Origin of the sequence: uncultured Alcanivorax sp. (genome assembly GCF_947258575.1) — a bacterium.
Classification (GTDB): Bacteria; Pseudomonadota; Gammaproteobacteria; order Pseudomonadales; family Alcanivoracaceae; genus Alcanivorax.
In genome coordinates this window covers 39,199-61,178 of sequence record NZ_CAMYIV010000007.1, presented here as the reverse complement: position 1 = coordinate 61,178, position 21,980 = coordinate 39,199, and the positions used below count along the sequence as shown (strand labels likewise).

General features: G+C 59.7%; 23 protein-coding genes. 11 read left to right on the top strand and 12 right to left on the bottom strand.

All coding sequences use genetic code 11. The annotated features are described in order from the left end of the window. Nucleotides 1-72: 72 nt before the first annotated feature. From Q0Y02_RS08050 to Q0Y02_RS08030, 5 genes are all read right to left on the bottom strand, one after another. Nucleotides 73-1,050 carry a hypothetical protein gene (locus Q0Y02_RS08050; RefSeq protein ID WP_297766807.1) on the bottom strand — a complete coding sequence of 326 codons (978 nt, stop codon included), beginning with the start codon at nucleotides 1,048-1,050 and terminating at the stop codon, nucleotides 73-75. 22 nt (nucleotides 1,051-1,072) lie between these two features. Then, nucleotides 1,073-1,534 (bottom strand): hypothetical protein, encoded by a 462-nt coding sequence (locus Q0Y02_RS08045; protein ID WP_297766806.1) that lies wholly within the window; start codon nucleotides 1,532-1,534, stop codon nucleotides 1,073-1,075. Then, nucleotides 1,531-3,489 (bottom strand): GMC family oxidoreductase, encoded by a 1,959-nt coding sequence (locus tag Q0Y02_RS08040; protein WP_297766804.1) that lies wholly within the window; start codon nucleotides 3,487-3,489, stop codon nucleotides 1,531-1,533. The genes Q0Y02_RS08045 and Q0Y02_RS08040 overlap by 4 nt, the downstream gene beginning before the upstream one ends. A gap of 257 nt (nucleotides 3,490-3,746) precedes the next feature. Then, nucleotides 3,747-4,778, bottom strand: a complete 1,032-nt coding sequence (locus tag Q0Y02_RS08035) for a hypothetical protein (RefSeq protein WP_297766802.1) — start codon at nucleotides 4,776-4,778, stop codon at nucleotides 3,747-3,749. A 317-nt stretch (nucleotides 4,779-5,095) separates the two neighbouring features. After that, nucleotides 5,096-7,102 (bottom strand): SDR family oxidoreductase, encoded by a 2,007-nt coding sequence (locus Q0Y02_RS08030; protein WP_297766800.1) that lies wholly within the window; start codon nucleotides 7,100-7,102, stop codon nucleotides 5,096-5,098. 235 nt (nucleotides 7,103-7,337) lie between these two features. Here Q0Y02_RS08030 and Q0Y02_RS08025 point away from each other — a divergent pair, with 235 nt between their 5' ends. From Q0Y02_RS08025 to Q0Y02_RS08000, 6 genes are all read left to right on the top strand, one after another. After that, nucleotides 7,338-7,970: a TetR family transcriptional regulator gene (locus Q0Y02_RS08025; protein WP_272962254.1), complete on the top strand. Its 633-nt coding sequence runs from the start codon at nucleotides 7,338-7,340 to the stop codon at nucleotides 7,968-7,970. A 123-nt stretch (nucleotides 7,971-8,093) separates the two neighbouring features. Next, nucleotides 8,094-8,423 carry a hypothetical protein gene (locus Q0Y02_RS08020; protein WP_272962253.1) on the top strand — a complete coding sequence of 110 codons (330 nt, stop codon included), beginning with the start codon at nucleotides 8,094-8,096 and terminating at the stop codon, nucleotides 8,421-8,423. A 66-nt stretch (nucleotides 8,424-8,489) separates the two neighbouring features. Next, nucleotides 8,490-9,173: a nitroreductase gene (locus Q0Y02_RS08015; protein WP_297766797.1), complete on the top strand. Its 684-nt coding sequence runs from the start codon at nucleotides 8,490-8,492 to the stop codon at nucleotides 9,171-9,173. 29 nt (nucleotides 9,174-9,202) lie between these two features. Then, nucleotides 9,203-9,595, top strand: coding sequence for a putative quinol monooxygenase (locus tag Q0Y02_RS08010; protein ID WP_297766795.1), 393 nt, complete (start codon nucleotides 9,203-9,205; stop codon nucleotides 9,593-9,595). A gap of 102 nt (nucleotides 9,596-9,697) precedes the next feature. Then, a complete protein-coding gene (locus Q0Y02_RS08005) occupies nucleotides 9,698-10,627 on the top strand; it encodes a MoxR family ATPase (protein WP_035249998.1) in 930 nt (309 codons plus the stop codon). Nucleotides 10,628-10,643: 16 nt separating this feature from the next. Next, nucleotides 10,644-11,993 carry a VWA domain-containing protein gene (locus Q0Y02_RS08000; protein WP_272962078.1) on the top strand — a complete coding sequence of 450 codons (1,350 nt, stop codon included), beginning with the start codon at nucleotides 10,644-10,646 and terminating at the stop codon, nucleotides 11,991-11,993. 62 nt (nucleotides 11,994-12,055) lie between these two features. Here the strand turns inward: Q0Y02_RS08000 and Q0Y02_RS07995 are convergent, their stop codons facing one another. After that, a complete protein-coding gene (locus Q0Y02_RS07995) occupies nucleotides 12,056-14,467 on the bottom strand; it encodes a hybrid sensor histidine kinase/response regulator (protein ID WP_297766792.1) in 2,412 nt (803 codons plus the stop codon). A 132-nt stretch (nucleotides 14,468-14,599) separates the two neighbouring features. Between Q0Y02_RS07995 and Q0Y02_RS07990 the strand changes: the two genes are divergently transcribed. Next, nucleotides 14,600-15,151: a porin family protein gene (locus tag Q0Y02_RS07990; protein WP_273010081.1), complete on the top strand. Its 552-nt coding sequence runs from the start codon at nucleotides 14,600-14,602 to the stop codon at nucleotides 15,149-15,151. A 14-nt stretch (nucleotides 15,152-15,165) separates the two neighbouring features. Here Q0Y02_RS07990 and Q0Y02_RS07985 read toward each other — a convergent pair whose 3' ends face one another. Together Q0Y02_RS07985 and Q0Y02_RS07980 are read right to left on the bottom strand one after the other, a co-directional pair. Then, nucleotides 15,166-16,497, bottom strand: a complete 1,332-nt coding sequence (locus Q0Y02_RS07985) for an AarF/ABC1/UbiB kinase family protein (protein ID WP_297766789.1) — start codon at nucleotides 16,495-16,497, stop codon at nucleotides 15,166-15,168. Between the two features lie 217 nt (nucleotides 16,498-16,714). Then, nucleotides 16,715-17,143: a hypothetical protein gene (locus Q0Y02_RS07980; protein ID WP_272961451.1), complete on the bottom strand. Its 429-nt coding sequence runs from the start codon at nucleotides 17,141-17,143 to the stop codon at nucleotides 16,715-16,717. A 255-nt stretch (nucleotides 17,144-17,398) separates the two neighbouring features. On the opposite strand from Q0Y02_RS07980, the gene Q0Y02_RS07975 reads away from it, so the two are divergent. Continuing rightward, entirely contained in the window at nucleotides 17,399-17,779 is a 381-nt protein-coding gene (locus Q0Y02_RS07975) for a hypothetical protein (protein ID WP_035250009.1), read from the top strand. Nucleotides 17,780-17,868: 89 nt separating this feature from the next. Here the strand turns inward: Q0Y02_RS07975 and Q0Y02_RS07970 are convergent, their stop codons facing one another. Next, nucleotides 17,869-18,057, bottom strand: coding sequence for a hypothetical protein (locus tag Q0Y02_RS07970; RefSeq protein WP_035250012.1), 189 nt, complete (start codon nucleotides 18,055-18,057; stop codon nucleotides 17,869-17,871). 167 nt (nucleotides 18,058-18,224) lie between these two features. Next, nucleotides 18,225-19,061 (bottom strand): NAD(P)-dependent oxidoreductase, encoded by an 837-nt coding sequence (locus Q0Y02_RS07965; RefSeq protein WP_272961453.1) that lies wholly within the window; start codon nucleotides 19,059-19,061, stop codon nucleotides 18,225-18,227. A gap of 122 nt (nucleotides 19,062-19,183) precedes the next feature. On the opposite strand from Q0Y02_RS07965, the gene Q0Y02_RS07960 reads away from it, so the two are divergent. The 3 genes from Q0Y02_RS07960 (at nucleotide 19,184) to Q0Y02_RS07950 (ending at nucleotide 20,871) form a co-directional block, all read left to right on the top strand. Continuing rightward, nucleotides 19,184-20,197 carry an AraC family transcriptional regulator gene (locus Q0Y02_RS07960; protein WP_035250015.1) on the top strand — a complete coding sequence of 338 codons (1,014 nt, stop codon included), beginning with the start codon at nucleotides 19,184-19,186 and terminating at the stop codon, nucleotides 20,195-20,197. A gap of 71 nt (nucleotides 20,198-20,268) precedes the next feature. Next, nucleotides 20,269-20,673 (top strand): HIT family protein, encoded by a 405-nt coding sequence (locus tag Q0Y02_RS07955; RefSeq protein ID WP_297766786.1) that lies wholly within the window; start codon nucleotides 20,269-20,271, stop codon nucleotides 20,671-20,673. A 3-nt stretch (nucleotides 20,674-20,676) separates the two neighbouring features. Then, nucleotides 20,677-20,871 (top strand): CPXCG motif-containing cysteine-rich protein, encoded by a 195-nt coding sequence (locus Q0Y02_RS07950; RefSeq protein ID WP_035250019.1) that lies wholly within the window; start codon nucleotides 20,677-20,679, stop codon nucleotides 20,869-20,871. Between the two features lie 181 nt (nucleotides 20,872-21,052). On the opposite strand, the gene Q0Y02_RS07945 is transcribed toward Q0Y02_RS07950, so the two are convergent. Continuing rightward, nucleotides 21,053-21,337 (bottom strand): SelT/SelW/SelH family protein, encoded by a 285-nt coding sequence (locus Q0Y02_RS07945; protein ID WP_297766783.1) that lies wholly within the window; start codon nucleotides 21,335-21,337, stop codon nucleotides 21,053-21,055. Then, entirely contained in the window at nucleotides 21,337-21,918 is a 582-nt protein-coding gene (locus tag Q0Y02_RS07940) for a YajG family lipoprotein (protein WP_297766782.1), read from the bottom strand. Before Q0Y02_RS07940 ends, Q0Y02_RS07945 begins: the two co-directional genes overlap by 1 nt. Nucleotides 21,919-21,980: the final 62 nt, after the last annotated feature.

Here is a 21,980-nt window from a genome sequence, read left to right as displayed (position 1 = left end):
GGGTGCCCGTTTTGCCCTGCCAGTGAGTGGGGCGGCGAGTCGTTGTAGGCTTCACAAGGCGAACGGCTCAGCCTAGATCTGCAGAGCCATCCCACCCGGTAACCGGTCTGTGAGGATTTCAAACGCCCCGCCGTGGGCGCTGTGCAGTATCCGTTCTGGTTGTCCGCGTCGGGACAGGCTGACGGTGACGCTGGCCAGTTTGCTGTTCAGACAGATCTTGTTGCCGCCGGGCGGGTTGTAATAGGTCAGTGCGGCCACTCTGTCTACCACCGTGGTCATGTTGATGCTTAACCGAGCATCGCCGTTACCGGTCTGCAGGGCCCACTGGAAAGGACGGTAGTCCGCGTTGGCGCGCAGGGCACGGGACAGGCTGTTGAACAGCAGGGTTTCCCCGTCCAGTCGCAGGGCGGCAATGGACAATTGCGGGCTGTATAGCGGACCCACTTTCACCTGGGCCGTGGCGCATTCCAGAAAGGCCCCCGGTGCATTGTCGAAGCCCACCACCTGGCCCCAGGCATAGCGGTCGGTATGCTGGCTCCCCCAGTTATGGTTTTCGCTGCCGGGCCACTGGTCCAGCACGATGGTTTCCCCGTTCAGGGTCAGGGTGCCGCTGAGGCGAATATGAGGACGGCTGACCAGGGACTTGGCCTTGGGCAGGGGGCGTTTATAGAAGCTCTCCGGCAGAAACAGCAACGGCGCCTCGCCGTCATCGTAGTGCAGATTCCAGCTCAGTTGATCGTTGCCCCGGTGTAGCTGTCCCTGCAGGGCGCCGGGCTGCAAGTGGTTGTTGCCGGCGTCCACCTGCATCTGTGTGGTGCTGAAGTGGCACTGTGCCAGGGGGAACGCTTCTTTGAACGCATGAGTCTGCTGCCGGGCACCGTCACTCCACACTGCCCACACTTCACCCAGTGCCGGGCGCTGATCCCGGGCGCGGAACAAGGTGTAGCGAATCCAGATGGCCTGGGGTTTGTGCGGGTGATTGGCGCGCACAAACCAGGATTCGTAGTGGCCGCCTTTGGGCGGTGCCTGCAGGCCGTAGTAGGGAATCATGCGGGGCTCCTGGGTATTCCGATCAGCGGGACGAACCGACGCCCTGATCTTGCTGGTAAGCCTGCTGTTCGTCCACCAGGCGCAGGGCGGTGAAGGGAAAGGCCAGCATGCTTTCCCGGTAGGCCACTTCCGCCTGGCCAATGGTCTGCTGGTTCCGGCAGACCGTCATCGGGCAGGTGATCAGGGATGCCAGCAGGCCGTTAAGACCGTACTGCTTCTTGCCCTCCACGCGCAGCTGGCCCAGTTCCGGGTGGTTGAAGGTCAGCCAGTAATGGGGGCCGTTCAGGTGGATGGTCAGCTCCCCTTCGCAGGGGAAGTCCTGTCCGTCCAGGCTGACAGTGCCGCGAAAGTAACGCGGGGCGCTGACGCTGAAGATGCGGGTGGTAAAGGCGCGAATCTGGAAGGCGAAGGGTTGCTGGCGGTCCTGGCTGTTAAGTTGCAGCCAACCGCTCATACGCTCCTTGAGTAACAGGCCCAAAGTCATGCGCATTCTCCTTGTGGTGGTGTGTGGGTGGAATCCATATCGTCGAGCAGCTCCCGGGCGAGGATGTCGGCGGCCCGGCTGGCCATGGCCATGATGGTGACCTGGGGATTGGCGCCCAGGCTGGTAGGCACGCTGGCGCCATCCATCACATACAGGCCCGGGTTATCGAATACCCGGTGATCGCTGTCGCAGACGCCCTGTCGGGGAGAGGCGGCAATGCGGGCAGTGCCCAATGGGTGATAGGCGCTGATCAGGAAGTCAGTGGGTTTCAGTGGCGAGCCCAGAAAGCGTTCCAGCTCGGTGCGGTTGTGGATACGCACGATGCGGTTGAGACCGGGGATCAGTACCTGCTCGGCGCCGGCGTCCAGATACCAGCAGGCCAGGGCATGGATGCCGCGCTTGAACAGGGCAAAGTCCTGCCGGTTCATATGGTAGCGGATCAGCGGCAGGCCCCGATGGGGCCCCCGGCGCACCCGTCCTTCGCTGGTATCGCGGATCATGAAGCCGAAGTAGGCGGTGTGTGGGTAGTCTTCGGTAAAGCGCACCCAATCCTGTCCGAACAGGGGGTTGAGAAGGCTGTGCCCAGCCAGGGGGATGGTGCCGCCTTCGAACATCAGGCCCTGTTCGTCCCAGTCCGATACCCCGTAGCCCTGGGGAATGCTGCGACCGTTGGCCATATCCTGTTGTGGAAAGAGGGCATTGACCACCCCCGCCGGGTGCAGGGTCAGGTGGCGGCCCAGGTGCGGATTGCGCACGCCCTGCTGTTGCAGGAACAGGGGGGTGAACAGGCTGCCCATGGCAACAATAGTGCGCTGGCTGGTCAGCTTCAGGGTCACCGTATTGCCGGCGGCATTGGTGCCGCGGGCGGTGACGCCGGTAATGCGATTGCCCTGGCGCTGCAGCCGCTCGGCCCGGAAGCCGCTGAACAGGAAGGCGCCCCGTTCCAGAGCCCGGGGGATATAGCTGACGTTGGTGGATTGCTTGGCATCCGTGGGGCAGCCGAACTGGCACAGCCCCTGGCCGTCACAGCCCTGAGCATTGCGCATCAGCGGCTGGCGTTTCAGAAACCCGTTGGCGGCGGCGCCCTGATCGATGATGTCGCCAATGGGGCCGACTGTCTCTGCCGTCGCCTGCTGCACACAGAGCATGCGCTCCACGCCCTCGAACCAGGGGGCCAGACTTTGTTCGGTGAAATCATGCAGCCCCTGCTCCCGCCAGCGGGCCAGTACCGATGGCGGGGTGCGCATACAGGTGCCGGAATTGATGGTGGTGGTGCCGCCCACATTGCACCCTACCGGTACCGGAATGATGGCGTTGCCGGTGGCCACGGTGGCCCCCCAGCTACGGTAGAGCTTGGGAATCACCTCGGTGAGTTTGCCATTGAAGTGGCTGCGGTCGTAATACTGGCCTTCCTCGATGATCACCACTGCCAGGCCGCGGCAGGCCAGCTCGTAGGCCGCTGCAGCACCACCGGCGCCGCTGCCCAGGATGACTACATCCGCTTCCAGGGTCAGGTCTTCCTCGCAGTCCCGGGCGGCAGTGATCTGCTGTTGCCAGCGAAAGGTTTCGATCTGGGCGGGCAGTTGTACCGGTTCCCGGCAGCCAGCGGCCTGCGCCACCTGGTCATCCAGTACATAGGCGGCCTTGAAGGGCAGGGCCAGCAGGCGTAGCAGTTTTCCGGACACCGTAGTGGCGGCCAGCTTGTCGATAAAGCGGGCCTGGCGGGCCGCGCTGGCTCGATGAAAGGCCTGGCCCCGTACCAGTCGGTGGCGGTTGTCCAGCCATAGCAAGCCGGCTTTCAGGCTGCGTTGCAGGGCCGGATGGCCGGCCAGGTGCGCATCCATCCTGCCGAGCAGGGCATCGGTATCCGCTGCCGGTAGTGTTTCCCCGGAGGGAAAAAGTGCGCGGCACAGGGCGATGGCGGTGCGGTGTTGGCGAAGTGTGAGTTGTCCCATGGCTTCAGTGTAGTCAGCACGAGAATGCCTGCTTGTCTTCACTGACAGCGACTGATTGTGGCTGCGGGCAAAAACCTTGATGTCGATCAAGGCGGGGAAGGGGGTAAGGAGAGAGGATAGCAGCGGGATATGATCCCGCTGCGTATGCTTCCGGTTGTCTCCGGAAACGTTTTGGCCCCGGTCTCCGGGGCCTTTCTTTATGCCTCTTCAGATTGATGGCTGCCCCGTCGGCAAGCAACGGGGCAGCGACTTGCCGATTATTGCTCGGTCTCCTCTGCAGGTGGATCTTCTTCCGGTTCACAGTCGGTACCCACGACCACCGCATGGGCGGCCACATAAAGCGGGTCGGCTTCCACCGGGATGGTGAAGTTCAGCATGCTGGTGGGTTCCAGTGGCTCCTGGGTGTTGCCGAACAGCCCCGGTGCATTGGTGGGCAGTTCTTCTGCCCCTGCATAGACATGGGCCTCCAGCAGGCCGAAGCCTTCGAAGGTTTCATAGGTCAGATGCAGGAAGCTGCCGTCGTAGGTGTAACTGACGGTGCCCACATGGGTGCCCTTGCTGAGGTCATGCTGGCCTGCGCCGGCGTACAGATCCACGCTGCTGTCGTCACCGGGCAGCACGGTGATCTGCCAACCCCAGTTGCCGAAGCCCAGTTCCTCGAAGGTCTTGTCGCCAACGCCATAGGCGGTTTCAGCACCCGGGCATACCGGCGGGGGCGGATCGTCATCCTCGCAGTCGATCAGGTACTCACTCCAGGTGGCCCAGTTGCCGCGTTCGATAATGCGATCGCCATCTGCCCAGGCGGTTTCCTCCTGCGTGGTGTCGCCGTCGGTCTTGCTGACAGCGGCATGGGCCGCCAGTGCAACCAGATCACCGCATTCGGCTGTCAGGTCATCCAGGGGGATCTTGAACTGGAAACTGTCGGTGTCCAGGTCCTCGGCGGTGTAGGGGAACTGCCCGGGAATCGGGTTGCCGTTATTGGTCTGCGGCATGTCATCCAGGGATTCTCCGACAAACAGGTGGACCTCGTTGAGGAGCCAGCCGCCAGTGGTTTCATAGGTGATGTAGAGAAAGTGGGCGTCGGTTTCCAGGCAGACGGTGCCCACATCGATCGTTTGCCCGGCGAACAGGGTGCGACAGGGTTCGCTGGGGTCAATCTTGCTGGCTGCCGATCGTGCTTCGGCGGAGAGGCCGCTGCTGGAGCTGCCGCCACCGCCACAACTTGCCAGTAGTGCTGAGAAGAGAAATAGCCAAAGGGCTGTAAACAGGGATTTAGGGTAGGTAACCATGACCAGACTCCTTGCTGGGTCGCGGTTACTGGCTCAACTGCGTGACTGGGTCAGTAAACCGTTGGGATAGACATAGGGGATAAACAACCTTTTTGTGAGATGCATCACAAAATGTAGCACCGTGAAAGAAGCGTGAGAGTCCGGCGGGTGGGTGAATTTTTCCCTCAGTTTTTTCAGTGAGTGGGATGGCTATTTTGTATGGCTTTTTCATTAGGGAAAAAAGCGTACATTTTGGCAGTGAACAAGTGGGTATAGCGCGGCTGTGCAGTGCACAGAGAAAAGCGGTCACCGACAGATGCCGGTGACCGGAAGGGGGCTTACCAGTGGATGCCTTTGAAGAGACGCGAAAAGGCTGCCTGTTCGCGGCGGATCTTCTTCGGTGAGCTTTCCTTGTCGCCCAGGGCCGCGGAGGAATCCGAGAATAACTTGTAGCCGGTATTCATGATGGTCTCGGTGACCTTGGGAGTCAGGAAGTGCATCACCTGACCCATCACGCCAAGGTTGGTGGCGATGCGCTTGGGCTGGCGCACGATGGCATCGCAGATCATGTCTGCTGCCTGGGCCGGGCTGATGGTGGGCACATGATTATAGATCTTGGTGGGCGCGATCATCGGGGTGCGCACCAGCGGCATGTTGATGGTGGTAAAGCGAATGCCCTCATGGGCCAGTTCGCTGGAGGCGCAGCGGGTGAACGCATCCAGGGCGGCTTTCGACGCCACATAGGCGGAGAAGCGCGGCGCATTGGTGAGTACGCCGATGCTGGAAATGTTGATCACGTGGCCGCCACCACGCTCAATCATGCCTGGCATCAGCTGCATGATCAGTCTCAGTGCACCGAAGTAATTGAGTTGCATGGTGCGTTCGTAATCGTGGAAGCGTTCAAAGGAATGCACTACGGAGCGACGGATGGAGCGGCCGGCATTATTGACCAGCACATCCACATGACCGTGGTCGGCGATCACCTGCTGAATCAGATCATCCACGCTGCTCAGGTCTGACACGTCGCAGCTGTAGGCCTGGGCGGTGCCGCCCAGCTGGTCGATTTCGTGCAAGGTCTCTTCCAGTTTTTCTGCTGTGCGGGCAATCACCAGCACGGTAGCGCCGGCGCGGGCCAGTTTCAGTGCGGTGGCCTTGCCGATGCCGGAGGTGGCGCCGGTGACCATCACTACCTTGCCGTCCACGCGCTCGGGCAGAGTGGGCAGAGGCTGCAGTTCATCCTTGCGATCGCCGCGATCCGGGTCCAGATGATTCTCCCAGAAATCCCACAGTTGCTGGATATAGCCTTCCAGGTCCGGTACCTGGATGTTGCTGTCGGCCAGGGCCTCCCGGGCTCGACGGTTGTCGTATTCGGTGGGGAAGGTAAGAAACTGCAGTGCCGACGGGGGAATATCCAGGTTCTCCAGCACTGTGTTGACCACCAGCTTCGGGGTCATGGCACTGACGCCTTTCTTGACGAAGCCGGGGACCACATTGAACAGGCTGTTATCCAGTTTCACCGGCCAGCGCGGGGCTTGAGCGGCACCGGCAATAATGTCCATCAGCTCGCCCAGGTTGTAGCTACGATCAGCGGTGAGATGGAAACACTGGCCATCGTGGTCCGGCTGGTGGGCAATGTGGTCCAGGGAGTCAGCGACAAAGTCTACCGGCACCACGTTGAAGTGGCCGCCTTCCACACCGATCAACGGCATCCAGTTGGGAAGCACATCCTTGAGCTTCTGGATCAGTTTGAACATGTAGTAGGGGCCGTCGACCTTGTCCATTTCGCCGGTCTCGGAATGGCCGACCACCATGGAGGGCCGGTAGATGCGCCACGGCAATTTGCTCTCCTGACGCACCAGTGCCTCGGACTCGTGCTTGGTGAGCAGGTAAGGGTCGTTAAGGCCGGTGGCCTCTTCGAACATGTCCTCGGTAAAGGTGCCGTTATAAAGCCCTGCGGCAGCAATGGAGGAGACATGGTGGAAACAGCCGGCCTGCAGTTTTTCCGCCAACTTAAGGGTTTGCCGGGTTCCTTCGATGTTGGTGTAGCGCTGGGTGTTTTCGTCAGCGGTCAGGTCATAGATGGCGGCCAGATGAAAGAAGTGATCCACCTGACCGGTCAGGTCATCCTGATCCCGCTTGCTGACACCCAGTAGTTTTTCGTTGATATCGCCCTGGATGGCCACCAGACGATCGGCATCCACACCCAGGCGACGGCGCAGAGCGTCCAGCTTGTATTCCGAGCCGGAGCGAACCAGGGCAAATACCCGGCTGTCCTCGCGCTTGAGCAGGCGACCAACCAGAAAACGACCAATAAAGCCGGTGGCACCGGTGACGAAGTAGTTCATTGCTTTCCCCTTTTGCTTCCCTGCTGCCCGCTGTAAGCGGGCAGTCTGTGTTGTAGCGCTAGTTGATGATGCGCCGTGAGATCGGTAAGAGCCAAATTTCTTGCCTTACAACTGTAAGGTGAATTCTCTTTCAGCTAACACTTGTTTGTCAAAGATTATTATGTAATCAGTATGTAGTTGCGCGATGAGCGGTATTCATGGGAATATTTAACTAACACTCGTTAGTGACAATGTTATGGCTGAAACCACACGACAGCGCCAGAAACGACAAACCCGGGAGCGCATTCTGGAAGCGGCCCGTACCCTGATGGCCGGCGGCCGGGGTCTGGATAGTCTGGGCCTGCGGGAAGTGGCCCGGGAGTCCGGCCTGGCCGCTACCTCGCTCTACAATCATTTTCCGGACATGGATGCTCTGGGGTTGGCACTGATCGACTCCTGCTGTTTCCGGCTGCGCTCGGCCATGGAATACGAGCGGCGCAGCATGATCGAAATCGGCCCGGCCCGGGCGGTGAAAGAGCTGGTAGGGCGCTTTGTGCGCTACCTGAACGACTATGAAAACGACTTCCGCCTTTTGGTGCAGCAGCGGCTGGGCAGCCATGACCGTTACCGGATGCGTATCCAGCGTGAACTGCAGCTACTGGTGGACGAGCTGGCCGAAGACGTGCGCCAGGCGGTGGCGTCCCAGGGGCGAGAACCGGTGCCGGCGGAGCAGGAAGCGGAAGCCGCCATTGCGATCATGTTCGGCGCTGGCATTTCCATGCTCGACAACACGGTAACCGCGCGCAGGGTGCTGGCGGACCATGCCTGCTTGCAGCTGGAAATGATGGCCCTGGGGGGGCGAATGATGGCTCAGGGCACGCGTCTTTAACTGCCTTCACCGGCTCTTTGAGGCGTGTAAAAAACAGGCAAATGTGACGTGATTCGTGGGTTTTTGACAAAAAATGCATAAAACTACTGACTCACATTCGCTTGATTGCCACAGGAGGTGGCGATGTCATTTGATCCCAGGGATCCCTACGACGCGGCAGCCCTGTATGACATGTGGCTCAATTGCAGCCGCTGTCCTGCCACCTTTGATTTCGAGCCCGGTGGTGACATCAATCTGGATTACTACCACCGCATCGGGCAGCAGGCGCGCCGCGACAAATGGGCGGTATTGCCTGCCCGCAGCAAAGGGGATGAGCTGGTGTTCAATGTGCTCTGCCCGGCCTGTGCGCGGCGTCTTGGCGTGGCTGGCTGCGATGGCCGCATGGAGCTTGCGGCCCCGGTGATTGACCAGATCTGTCAGGCCATGCGTGAGGCTTCCGGCGAAGCGGCCTGAGCGTTTCTGTCATCGTCGCCCTTTTCGTGTCTGGTTAGACTGGCGGGTAATTCAGAGGAGTTACCCATGAACGCCGATTCCATGTCCTTTTCCCATGCGCTTACCGAGCGCCGTTCCGTGCGCGGTTTTCTCGACAAGCCAGTCTCGCAATCAGAGCTTGAAGCGATTTTTTCGCTGGCCCAGCACGCCCCTTCCAACTGCAATATCCAGCCCTGGCAGGTATGGGTGGCCAGTGGTGAAACCCGTAACGCTTTACGTGAGCGTTTGGTGGACAAGGTCAGCCGGGGCGTCCCCTTTGCGCCGGACTATGAAAGCCTGCCTCGCTTCCAGGGGATCTATCGGGAGCGACAGGTGGATTGCGCCATGGCCCTCTACGGCAACATGGGCATCGCCCGGGAAGACCGGGAGGGCCGCCGTCGCGCGGAGCTGCGCAACTTCGAACTGTTCGATGCCCCCCATGTGGCCTTTGTCGGCATGGAGCGGGATTTCGGCGTTACCGTGGCCCTGGACGTAGGCATGTACGTGCAGTCTCTGCTGCTGGCCATGACCGCTCATGGGGTGGGTGCCTGTGCCCAGGGCAGCATGCGCTACTATCCGGATGATGTGCGTGAGCTGCTGGGCATTCCGGACAGCACCGCCATCGTGCTGGGCATCAGTTTCGGCTACGAAAACGCCGATGTGGCGGCCAACCGCACCCGGGTGGGGCGAGTGCCGCTGGGCGACTCGGTACGCTTCTGCGGCGGGGCCTGAGCGGACAGCAGGAGCGGGTTTGTGGTACAATGATCGTTTTCCCATCGCAATGGACCCCCATGATCATCGTCAAAGGCTCTTTCCCCGTGAAACAAGACCAGCAACCAGAGGCGCTGGAGCTGGTGCAGGCGTTGGCGAAATCCTCCCGGGGCGAACACGGCTGTCTGGCTTACGAGGTGTACCTGCAGGCGGATGAGCCGCGGGTGATCGTGGTCTGGCAGCAGTGGAGCGATCTGGATGCGCTGGAAATCCATTTTGGTTCCGAGCATGTGGATGCCTTTCTGGATGCGATCCCGGACATGATCGATGGCGATGTAACGTCCGCGCGCTTTGATGTAAGCAGCCTGGACGGTGAGCCTATTGTTGAAGAGGTGGCCGAGATCGCTCCGCTGGTGCTGGCGGACAATATTACCCTGCACTGAGCGTCGCGCCCCAGGTAACCTGCTGCATGCCTCATGCGTGCAGATGTCATTCCCGCCCCGCGCTTCCTGCGCTACCCTCTGGGTTCTGTTGCAGGAGCCTCCATGAAAACCCGTATTGATTCCGTCGAAGAGATTACTCGCAGTTTTGCCGGGCAGGGCTATATCTGTAGTGAACAGATTGCCCTGGCGATCTATCTTGCTGCGCAGTTGCACAAGCCGGTGCTGGTGGAGGGCCCGCCCGGGGTAGGCAAAACTGAACTGGCCAAAGCGGCGGCGGCGTTTCTTGAGGCGCCACTGATCCGCTTGCAGTGCTACGAAGGGCTGGATGAAAGCCGGGCCTTGTACGAGTGGAAGTATGGCAAGCAGCTGCTCTATACCCAATTGTTGCGTGACAAACTGGGGGGCATGCTTGCTGATACGGACAGTCTGGAAGCCAGCATGGAGCGGCTGGGGGATCTGGGCGAAGCCTTCTACAGCGATACCTTTCTGGAGCCGCGCCCCCTGTTGCATGCCCTGCGCAGTGACGAGCCGGCGGTGCTGCTCATTGATGAAATCGACAAGGCCGACCAGGAGTTCGAAGCCTTCCTGCTGGAGCTACTGTCTGACTTCCAGATTTCCATCCCCGAACTGGGGACGGTGAAAGCCAAGCACCAGCCGCTGGTGCTGCTCACCAGTAACGACCAGCGGGAGCTGTCCGATGCGCTCAAGCGTCGTTGCCTGCATCTCTATATCCCCTACCCGGCGGCGGAGCTGGAAGCGCAGATCGTCGCCACCCGGGTGCCGGATCTGGATGCGCGCCTGCGGGAACAGCTGGTGGCGTTTATCCAGCATCTGCGCGAACAGGACATGAAAAAACTGCCGGCCATTTCTGAAACCCTGGACTGGGCCCGGGCGCTGGTGCTGTTGCACGCGGACAGTCTGGAGCATGCCCAGGTGGCCGATACCCTCAATCTGGTGCTGAAGACCGAGCAGGATGTGACGTTGGCCCGGGAATTGTTGCCCGCCTGGCTGCGCAAGCTCGGTAAGCGCTAGGATTCAGGAACCGCTGATGCCAACTCGTCGCTTATCCGAATTTGTCCAGGCCCTGCGTGGGGCCGGGTTGCGGATTTCTCCGGATGAAGCCAGCCAGGCCATGGATGCGGCGGCCCTGGTGGGCTATGCCCGGCGGCAACGCTTTCATGATGCGCTGGCCGTTACCCTGGTCAAACAGCAACAGGACAGGCCCGCCTTTGAAGAAACCTTTGCCCGTTTCTTCGCGGCCGAGGATTCCGGTGTCGATCCGTCCGGGGACATGGAGCCGGCGATGCCGGCTCCCGCCGCCGATCCGGCTTCTGCGCAGACCCCTGAGGAACAGCAGGCAGAAGCCCTGCTCGCCAGTACGCCGGAGCAGCTGCAGCAACGTATGGCGCAAGCCGCTGCCGAGATGGACTTCACGCAGATGGAAGTGATTACCCAGCAAGGGCTCTATTCCCGCCGTTTGCTGATGAACATGGGAATGGGGGCAGTGGATGACCGGGTATTGCAGCTGGATCAGGGCAACCCGAGTCAGCAGGCACGGGCGGAGCAGTTGCGGCAGTGGCGAGCCCGGGTCCGTGAGCAGGCGGCTGGTCAGGTGCGGCGCCAGTTTCTGTTGCACGGTGTCGGCAAGGGCCGAGCCCTGCGTGAGCAGACCCTGCGGGCGGTGCCATTTCGTGATCTGCGCGAGTTTCGTGACGTGCAGGCGCTGGTGCGCAAGATGGCTCGGCGACTGGCCAGCCTGCATCAGCGACGCATGAAAACCAGCCGGCGGGGAATGCTGGATGCCCGTCGTACCATGGTGGCGAGTATCCGCCATGACGGCGTGCCAGCCAAACTGTTCTGGCGCCGTCGACCGCCCCGCAAGACGCGGGTGATGGTGATCTGTGATGTGTCCAGTTCGGTCAGCGATGCCGCCCGCTTTCTGCTGCAGTTTCTCTACGCCATGAACGACGTGTTGCCACGGGTGCGCAGCTTTGCCTTTGCGTCACGCTTTGACGAAATTACCGATGATTTTTCCCGTTATTCCCCCGAGGTGGCGGTGGGGCAGGTGCTGGATCGTCTGTCGGGTAGTGGCACTGATTATGCGGAGATGTTCCGGGCCTTTCAGGCGCGTTGCGAAAGGGAGCTGGATGCTCACACCACGGTGATCATTCTCGGTGATGCGCGTAACAATTACCTGCCCGATGGTGCTGAAACGCTGCAGGCCATCCGCCGCCGGGTCAAACAGGTCTGGTGGCTGAACCCGGAATCCCGGGGGCGCTGGAACAGCGGTGATGCGGTGATGGATCGCTACTTGCCTCACTGCCGCCTGGCCCGCCAGTGCGCCACCCTCAATGACCTGGAGCGGGTGGTGGATAGTTTGCTGGGGGCGTTGGATTAAGACGCCGCGGACCAGTCCGCGCAAATCGCTTGTCCCGCACTTAACGCAGAGGGCGCCAGGCGTTATCGCGAGCCCTTGCCCGGGTCGCGCAGTACCTGCTTCAGCGTCGCTAACAGGCGTGCCTTGTTGATGGGCTTGGCCAGGTGAGCCACCATGCCGGCATCGTGGCAGGCGTGGATCTTGTCCGGCACGGCGTGGGCGGTCAGGGCCACAATCGGAATCCAGGGCAGACGGCCTTCCTGTTGCAGTTTGATAATCGAGCGTGAGGTTTCGAAACCATCCATGTCCGGCATTTCGCAGTCCATCAGAATCAGATCAAACGACTGCTGAGTAGACATCAACACGGCAATGGCCTCCATGCCACTTTCCGCTACTTCCGTTTCATAGCCCAGTTTCTGGCATAGCCCTTCGGCGACCATCAGGTTGATATGGTTGTCATCCACGATCAGCAGTCGGCCGCCGGAGAGGCTGGGCAAGTCGCTGTCCTCACTTTGTGGCAGGTAGCCAGTATCGTTATGGGTGCCGGGTAGCGGCAGGCGGAACCAGAACCGTGAGCCTTCATTCTGCCGGCTGAAGACCCCGATTTCGCCGCCCATGATTTCCACCAGTTGTCGGCAAATTGCCAGCCCCAGCCCGGTGCCACCGTAGCGTCTGCTGGTGGAGCTGTCGCCTTGATGGAAATGATCAAACAGATGCTTGAGTTGCTCCGGGGCAATGCCGATACCGGAATCGGAGACTTCAAAGTAGACATAGTCCGGGTTGTTTTCATCCCGTTCAGCCATGACCGTGATAACACCGTTACTGGTGAATTTCACCGCATTGCCGATCAGGTTGACCAGAATCTGCCGCAGCCGCACCGGATCGCCCAGGCAGCGCTCACCCAGGTTGCGGTCAAGCTCGGTTTGCAGGGTATTGGAATGCACGTGGGCCTTGTGCTGAAACAGGGCCAGGGATTCGCTGACAAGATCTTCCAGGCTGAAGCTGGTCTGCTCAATGGGCATCTTGCCCGCTTCGATGCGCGAGTAATCGAGGATGTCGTTGATCAGGTTGAGCAGGCTGTTACCGGATTGCTCGATCACATTCAGATTGTGCTGCTGGTCGTCGTCCAGCGGCGTGCCCTTGAGCATGTCCACGGTGCCGATGATGCCGTTCAGCGGGGTGCGAATCTCATGGCTCATTACCGCCAGGAATTCGCTGCGCGCACTCAATGCGCTGTTCAGTTCCCGGGTGCGTTCATCCACGCGTTGTTCCAGCACCTCATTGGCCTCGCGCTGAATGCGGGCATTCTCGCTCTTCAATACCGTCATCCTGTGCGCCAGCGCGAAGGACAGCAGCACGGCTTCGGTGAAGGTGCCCAGCTGCATGGCATTTTCCAGTAGCCAGCCCCCTTCCATCAGCTGAAAGGTTTTCAGTACGTAAAGCACCGTGGCGGTGGCGACGGCGGTAAAGGCGAGCAGGAAATAACGTGCCGGGCTATAGCCCTTGAAGATCAGCCACAGGGACAGGGCGATGGCCACAAAAGGCCAGGGCATGACCACGGCGGTGGTGGCTTGAATGGAAAAATGAAAGTTCAGGAACGTCAGCGGCGTGGCGACCAGTAGAGCCATGGCGCTGAACAGCAACAGGCGGTGAATGCGCGGCGCCCGTTTCTTCAGCTCCAGAAACTGGCTGGCGAACAGCATGGAAAACGCCAGTGTCATCAGGTTCAGCACCGGCAGGGAGTAATGGTTCCACAGGGTGGCGTCGGGCCATAGCCATTGGTAGCTCAACCCTTCCCGGGTAAACAGGTTAAGGCCGAAGGTGCCGAGGTAAAGCACATAAAGCAGATAACTGGGATCGCGGATGGACAGGAAGATCAGCAGATTGAACAGGCACATGGCGACGATGGCGCCAAAATAGAGGCCGTAGAAAAGCGAAAACCGGTTGTCATGGGCGTTGAAGGCTGCCGGTGTCATCAGCGTGGCGGGCAGCTCGATCACGTTATTGCCCTGGGCGCGAAACAGCAGGTAATGCTTGCTGTTCGTGGCCAGTGTCAGCGGTGTCACCAGGTGGTAGTGGGACAGTTCTCGGCTATGGAAGGGTACCCGGTCACCCATGCGGGTGTGCTTGATTTGGTTGCCGTCCTTGTCAAAGACGTAGATGTCCAGGTAATCCAGATGGGGGCGCCCCACACGCAAAAACCAGTAGGGCAACGCGCTGTTGTTTTCCACGGAGATGAGGAACCACTGAAACCCGTCGCGAAACCCCAGGGAAGGATATGGCGTGTCCAGTTGCTGCCCCTGGCCTGCGAGCAGGGCCTGTAATGCCAGGGTCGGGCTGAGGGCGTGATTTTGATCTGTCAGCCACTGCATGCCGGCCGCAGCGTCGTAGCTATCGCGGTCATCCGACAGAGTAAGAGCGTGGCTGTGCAAAGATAGAAAAAATGCGCAAATAAACGCGGCCAGTCGCCCTGCGAAGACGGTTCCCTTTGTCATTCCCGATCCTGTTATCGCTGTTATCTGGATGCGGCATGCTTTCGACACATTTTACAGAGTTTACCGGATTACCCGGAACTGTGCGCCGGACAGCGTCTCGAAACTTGTGATTAAACGGAAAAGGAGAGTTGTATGAAAGTGATGATGCGTAATGTTCTGGTGGCGTCCTGCTCCCTGATCGCTGCCTCGGGTGCTTTTGCGGCTGGCCCATACGTTGGTGGTAACTACAGCCAGATTCAGTATGACAACGAGGAAATAGACAGCGATACTCTGAAAATTGATGCGGCCACGATTCGTGCCGGTTTCGAGTTTACCGACTTCCTGGCACTCGAGGCGCGGGGTGGCATGGGTTTCGACAAGGATTCGCGAGGCATTGTCGATTTCGAGATGGATCACCTTTACGGCGGCTACGTGAAACTGGGTGCGCCGGTGGGTGAAACCCTGCGCCCCTATGTGATCGGTGGCTACAGCAAGGTCAAGGGTGAAGTTTCCGCCAGCGGTTCGGTGGCGGGGGTCAATTATGCCTTCAGTGACACAGAGACTTTCGAGGATGAATCCTGGGGTGCCGGGCTTGATTTCAACCTGACCGATACCCTGGGTGCCAATCTGGAATACATGCGTTATGTGGACACCGATGAGGAAGAAATTTCCGGGGTCAGCGTCGGGTTGCGTTCCGCGTTTTAAGGCGGAGCCGGGCGTCAGCGGTCCGGCGTCACTTCCAATGCCCTTTCCAGGTTAGGTCGGAACGCGGTATTGACGCCCAGTTTCATCATCGTCCAGTAGTGGCCGCTGACCACTCGCTCAATCAGCAGGCTGCGTGAGGACGGCTGGAATTTCAGCATCTGATCCAGGGGCGTGCGTTTTACCTGGCGGAGGATGTCGGTGTGCAGTTCCGAGCGGCCAAAATCGTAGGGCTTGTCATCGAAGGCACGTAGCAGCAAGGCAATCCAGGTGGCATAGAACTGGCCGTTGACTTGGGTATCTTTTTTGCGAGCGCCCAGTTGCAGCAGCAGGGTATCCAGATGTTCCCATTGCTGGTTCAGCGCGCTACGGACGATGTTTCGCAGCAAGTCTGCATCCTGGGGAGGCAACCGTTTTACCGCACCGAAATCGTAAATCACGATGGTGCCATCCGGGCGAAAGGCAAAGTTGCCCGGGTGCGGATCACAGTGGACTGCCCGTAACTGGAAAATCTGCTGGCCCAGGGCGTCGAAAAGGCGCTCGCCAAGCAGGTTGCGGGTAGCCTGATCAAAGCCGTGATCGTCATCTACCTGGTCCAGCGCAATACCGGTTTCCTGGCTAAGGGTCAGTACCTTTTCGCTGGATAACTCATCGAACACCTGCGGGATGACCAGCCAGGGCTGGTCATGATGGAAATCCCGGAAGTGTTTCAGATTGCCGGCTTCCTGTCGGTAGTCCAGCTCTTCATGGAGCTGGTTGCGGATTTCCCGGAACACCGCATCGAGGGCGGCCTCGTCAACCTTGAGCAGGCTGCCCAGGCGCAGGATGCGACGCAGGTGTTTCATGTCGGAATCAATGGATTCCTTCACTGCCGGGTACTGAACCTTGACGACCACGTTGTCGCCATCATGGGTCGTGGCGCGGTGTACCTGGCCGATGGAGGCGGCGGCAAACGGCGTTTCCTCAAAATCGGCAAACAGCTGATCCAGGGTGCCGCCAAGCTCCCGCTCCAGTTGGCGGCGAATCACATGGAAGGGCATGGGCGCCGAGGCGTTCTGCAATACCTTGAGCTGATCGCTGATTTCCTTGGGCAGAATGTCCTGCATCTGCGAGGCGATCTGCCCCACCTTCATCACCGCGCCTTTCATCTCCCCGAGGGTGGCAGCCACCTCCCGACCGATATGCTGAAGCAGTTTTTCCCGGTCTGCGGCCTTGGCAATGTCGGACTGGAACAGCCCTTTGACCTGATGGCCGGCGACGCGGGTGGCAATGGAGGTGGTCATGCCGGTCAGCCGGAACAGGCGGCCGGTGGCAGTGGTGGGGCGCTTGCGACGACGGTCGTCAGCCATGGAGTCCTCGGGTAACGCTGTGGGATAGTCATTCTCGGCACGTTGTGACCGAGTCAGCAGGTGCTATCAGACTCTAGCGCTTGTCCGGCAGGGTGTACATGGTGGGATGAAGCCATAAAGAGGAGGGTGAGGGGTGGTTTTTCGCTAAATAGCAGGCAAAAGAAAGGGGCCCAAATCAGGCCCCAAAGGAGAGTACAACAGAATCAGGGAAACAGAATCAGCTACGTTTTTCCCCGGCAGAAACCAGTTCGTTGAACAGTTTCTCGCCTTCTTCACGTGCGGAGGCTACGGCGCCCAGGCCGGCCAGCACGAATTCGTTGGTTTCTTCAGCTTTCTCGCCGCGCTCTTTCTTGCCGGCTTCTACCAGTTTCTCGTAGAGGGCCTGACGCTTTTCCGGAGCGGTGTCCAGCAGCTGACGGGCAGCCAGCAGGGCGCCACGGCTGGCCAGCAGGGCCTTGGGCTTGCCTTCGGCGTCTTCACCAAAAGCTTCGGTGCCGGCTTCAACATACTTGTTCAGCAGCTCTTCAGAGCCTTCTTCAGCCTTCTCGTAAGCACCCAGGCCGGCCAGATACAGTTTGTTGCCCAGTTCTTTGGCACGGTTTACCAGAGTTTCGCTTTGTTCGCGCAGATCTTTCAGCTCGCCCATGATCAATGATTCCTTTACGTTGTCCGGTGTAAAAAAGAATTTGTTGCAGCGGCTACGTGCGCTGCGTGGGATAAAGAGTAAGGATTCAGGGAGAAGAGAGGGCGGCTAACTGTCCAACAATTGGACATCTACTCAGAGGGAAGGAACCTTCAGGATGTGATATCCATCAAAGTCAGTACGCCAAACTCCGCATGGTCGTGCTTTATTCTCATGCGTACACTGGCTAAAAAGACTGTACCGGCAAGAGAGAACATAATGATAGAAAAATTCATCGCCAAAGTGCCCTCGCGGATCTGGGCTGATGGTCGACCGGCTCGTGCCCGCCAGTGGGAAGCGGAATTCAACGTGGCCTCCTGGGTCCGTATTGCCGGGGCCGCAGGCAAGGTGCAGTTGGTAGTGCGTTACATGGACAGCAAGGCCGACCGGGCTGTGCTGGTGGATACTGCTGACGTTGGGGGCGAGGGTAGTGCCCTGTTGTCCGGGAGTATTCGCCTGAAGCTGACCGCGGATGTGGAGCAGGTGCAGATCTCCCTGCGGCTCAGCGAGCCGGCCATGACCCATGTGGTGGAAGAGCTGTTCATGCAGCGTCGTGGCGCCGCACTGAAATCGTCCGATAAGCTGATTTCCAACTACTGATCAGACAGGAAGATGGATAAGTTGGCTGCTCCGGGCCGATGGCCGTGGCGGCCTTGTGCTGTGTTGGCTGTAGCCAAAAAATAAACGCGTCAGCCCTGCCGGCTGACGCGCTGCGGAAAATCCAGCCTGCCCTCCAGGTCGTCCTGTTCCGTGGACGCCGTGCCGTCACGGTTCACCAGGGACTCCGGCAAGCTCTGAAAATCCAGACCGGTGAGCCGGTTCAGGTTTTCCAGTGCCGTTGTCGGGCGCAGTTTTCGTAATCTCAGAATCTTGCTCATGGCATGTTCTCTCTCGCTTGGAGTTAGCAAAGCGAGAACCGTGCCAGCATTGTGAAAATATTTTTATTGTTTTTGCTCAAAGGGTTACGGAGGAAATGTGAAAAAAGTCACGGTGAAATGGGCGGAACCCGGCAGCAAGTGACAATTTTGGTAACCCTCCTTTCCTGTCAATCCAGAAAGAAATCCGGCAATAGCTTGTCATCGTCCAGATCCGGGTCCACCCGATAGCCGCTGAGATCGCTGATGCCGGCATCGCGTAGTACCTCCTCATCAATAAAGAAGTGCCCGCTAGCGTCGGCTACCGGTCTGGTGAGGATGGCCCAGGCCGCATCGGCCATGATCGATGGCTGGCGAGCAGCCTTGACGGTGGGCGCGCCGCCCAGCTGGTTCTGTACTGCAGCGGTATTGATGACGGTTTTCGGCCACAGGGCATTTACCGCTACCTTGCCGGCGTATTCGTCGGCCATCCCCAGTACACACAGGCTCATGCCGTACTTGGCCATGGTGTAGGCCACGTGGCGGCCAAACCAGTGGGGTGCCATGTTCAGTGGCGGGGCCAGGTTGAGGATGTGCGGGTTGGCGGCTTTCTTCAGATGGGGCAGGCACAGCTTGCTGGCCATGAAGGTGCCGCGACTGTTGATCTGATGCATCAGGTCGTAGGACTTCATGGTGGTGGCTTCGGTGCCGGTCAGGGAGATGGCACTGGCATTGTTGACCAGAATGTCGATGCCGCCAAAGGTGTCTACGGCCTGGTCCACGGCGGCCTGCAGCTGTTCCTCGTAGCGAATATCCCCCACGCAGGGCAGGGCTGTGCCACCCGCCTCGCGGATTTCCTCGGCCGCGGTATAGATGGTGCCCGGTAGTTTGGGGTGGGGCTCTGTGGTTTTCGCAAACAGGACGACGTTGGCGCCGTCACGGGCCGCGCGCAAGGCAATCGCCTTGCCGATGCCACGGCTGGCGCCGGTGATAAACAGGGTTTTGCCTTTGAGGTTGGCGGTGGACATGGTGCTCTCCCGGGGTTGGCGCCATCAAGTGAACGAGAGTTACTTGTCAGCGGCAGGGCGTAACGTTATGGTTGCTTCTTTCGGTCATTTGGGGCCATAGACGGCATCAGCAGGAAACAGCCATGACAATACTAAAAATGGACCCTGCGGAGTACTCGGTCTCCGCCGAATACCTGGCCCTTTTTCTGGATGTGATGTCCAGACGGGGCATTGCCAATGAGGTATTGCTGTCCGACACCGCCATTGAGCCCGGTTGCTGGCGCGATCCAAAGGCGCGGGTAACCGCCCAGGATTTTGAAAGGGTCGTGATGCGCGGTATCCAGCTTAGCGGTGAACCCTGGCTGGGCTGGGAGTTGGGCGCCGCCATGACGATTTCCTCCCACGGGTTTCTTGGTTATGCCGCCATGAGCAGTGCCACCCTCGGCGAGGCCATGGAGCTGGCGGTGAAATACTTCCGTACCCGCAGCACCCTGGTACAGCTGGATATTTTCACCGATGGCGACATGGCGGTGATGCAGATCGATGAGTTGCTGGCGCTGGGTGGGTTGGCGCCGGTAATGATGGAAAGCCTGTTCGCCAGTTTTCACTTCATGGGCCAGAAGTTGTTGCCGGACATGGAGATTATTGGCGAGCTGCGTTTTACCTACCCGGAACCGGAGTACTTTGCGCGCATGCGCCCGGTGATGCCGGTGCCGGTCTATTTCGATTGTGCCTACAATCAAATGCGCTTTCCGGTGGAGCGTCTGGACTATGAGCTGCAGTTTGCCGACCCGCGCCTGGCGCGCATGGCAGCGGACCAGTGTGAGCAGGAGATGGCCTCCATCAAGGCGCCGCCGGCGCTGCTTGGCCAGGTGCGGCGGATCATTCTGGGCGGTGGTGGGCGTTTTCCCGGGGTGGAAGAGGTGGCCAGTGAGCTACATATGTCTTCACGGACCCTAAAGCGCAAGCTGCAGCAATTGGGTACCAGTTACCAGGAGGTGCTGGATGGTTTGCGCAAGGGCCTGGCGGTGGAGTACCTGACCCAGACAGATAAGACCGTGGACGAGATTGCCATGAGTCTGGGTTATTCCGATGCCTCCAATTTTGCCCGGGCGTTTCGGCGCTGGACTCTGCGCAGCCCTTCAGATTATCGATAAGAAACGCTGCATGTTTCACGCAGGGAGTTGCGTGAAGCGTGTTGCGCGTTGTTGTCCATCAAGGAGACATCATGGCCACACTGCATCCCCGTCTTGCTGCTGATACCCGTGACCTGGGGGAAACCGACTTGTGCTGGCTGCGCTGGATGAATGACCGGCGCTTTGCCTGGCTGATCGTGGTGCCCAAGCGTGATGGTCTGCGCGAATGGCATCATTTGCCCAGGACGGAGCAGCAGTTGCTACTGCAACAGGTCAATGGCCTGGCGGCGGAGCTGGAGCGGGTGACCGGGGCGGACAAGATCAATATCGGCGCTCTGGGCAATATGGTGCCGCAACTGCATATTCATATCATCGCCCGCTTTGAGGGAGATCCCTGCTGGCCCGGTCCGGTCTGGGGTCAGGGCCAGCCTGAACCCTGGGCAGAAGGGGAGGCGCCGCAGTGGCTGCAGGGGCTGACCATCGCGGAGGGGGGCTAGCTTATGGCGGGACTGGTACCGGTGACCGTGCAATGCCCTCATTGCTGGGAGCCCATCGAGGTGCTGATTGATACGTCGGTGGCGGAGCAGGAATACGTGGAAGACTGTCAGGTGTGCTGCCAGCCGTTGCTGTTTACGGTGGCGGTGCCGTTCGACAGTGAAGAGCCGCAAGTAGATGTGCGGCCGGAGAATGAATAGCCCGCCCCTGTGAGGTTGACCCGGCGTTGCCGTAGGAGCGTCGCTGGCGGCGCGATAGCCAGGATCATGTTGGCCTGAGCTGTTTCGAAGCTGCTGTAGGAGCTCCTACAGCAGCGTTGTAGAAAGTGTTTTGCGGCGCTGGTTATCGCGTTGTCCGCGACGCTCAGTGGAGTAGTGGGTATCAGGCGTCCTTGCGATCAATATGCCCCAGCTCCCGCTCCGGGCAGACCACATCCCGCACCCGTCGCTTCAACTCGGTAATGTCCGGAAAACCGCCATCTGTCTTGCGTTCCCAGATCGGCTGGCCATTAGCTTCGATGCGAAACGTTCCGCCAGTGCCCGGTTGCAGGGCCACTTCATCCAGTTCGTCGCTGAAGGTGGTCAGCAATTCCTGCGCGTACCAGGCGCTGCGCAGCAGCCAGTTGCACTGGCTGCAATAGTGGATGGCAACACGGTTAGCGGACATCAGGGCTGATCGTTACCCGCCAGAAATGCCAGCATTTCCGGATCCTTGAGCAGGCGGTTGATGGCGCCACTGAGAATGTCGTTAACCATCTGTTGGTTGCGACTGGCCGAGGGGGTCAGAGGCAGGTCATGAACCACACTGCTTTTGTAGGTGCCGGTGTGAAGCACGTCGCCGCGGCTGGCTTCGGCCAGCAGGGTGAGAGTCAGGGTCACTTCATTGACCACTGAGCCTTCTTCGGGCACATAGTCCAGCTGTTCCAGGCGAACCTCCAGGCGAGTGGCATTTTCGCCGGGGTTGAAGGCATTGAAGCCCTGGGTTTGCAGCCCTTTGCGAATGGCATCTTCGATAGCGCTTTTTACATCATTGGCGGGGCGCACCAGGGCGGTGTTTTTATACACGCCGCCGCGGGTGCCGAAGGCTTCCTGGTCACGGGAATCCACCGCCAGAACCTGCACGGGCTGATTCTGGCCAACATTGGTGGCCTCCACATCGGCAACCGGTTTGACGTCAATCATCTGCGGGCTGAGGGCGCAGCCGGCAAAGGTGGCACTCAGGGCAAGAACTAGCACAGCGCGTAACATAGGGACTCCTTGGTGACAGGTTGAGCCAACACGCGGCGCATCAATATTTCGTGCAGCGTGTT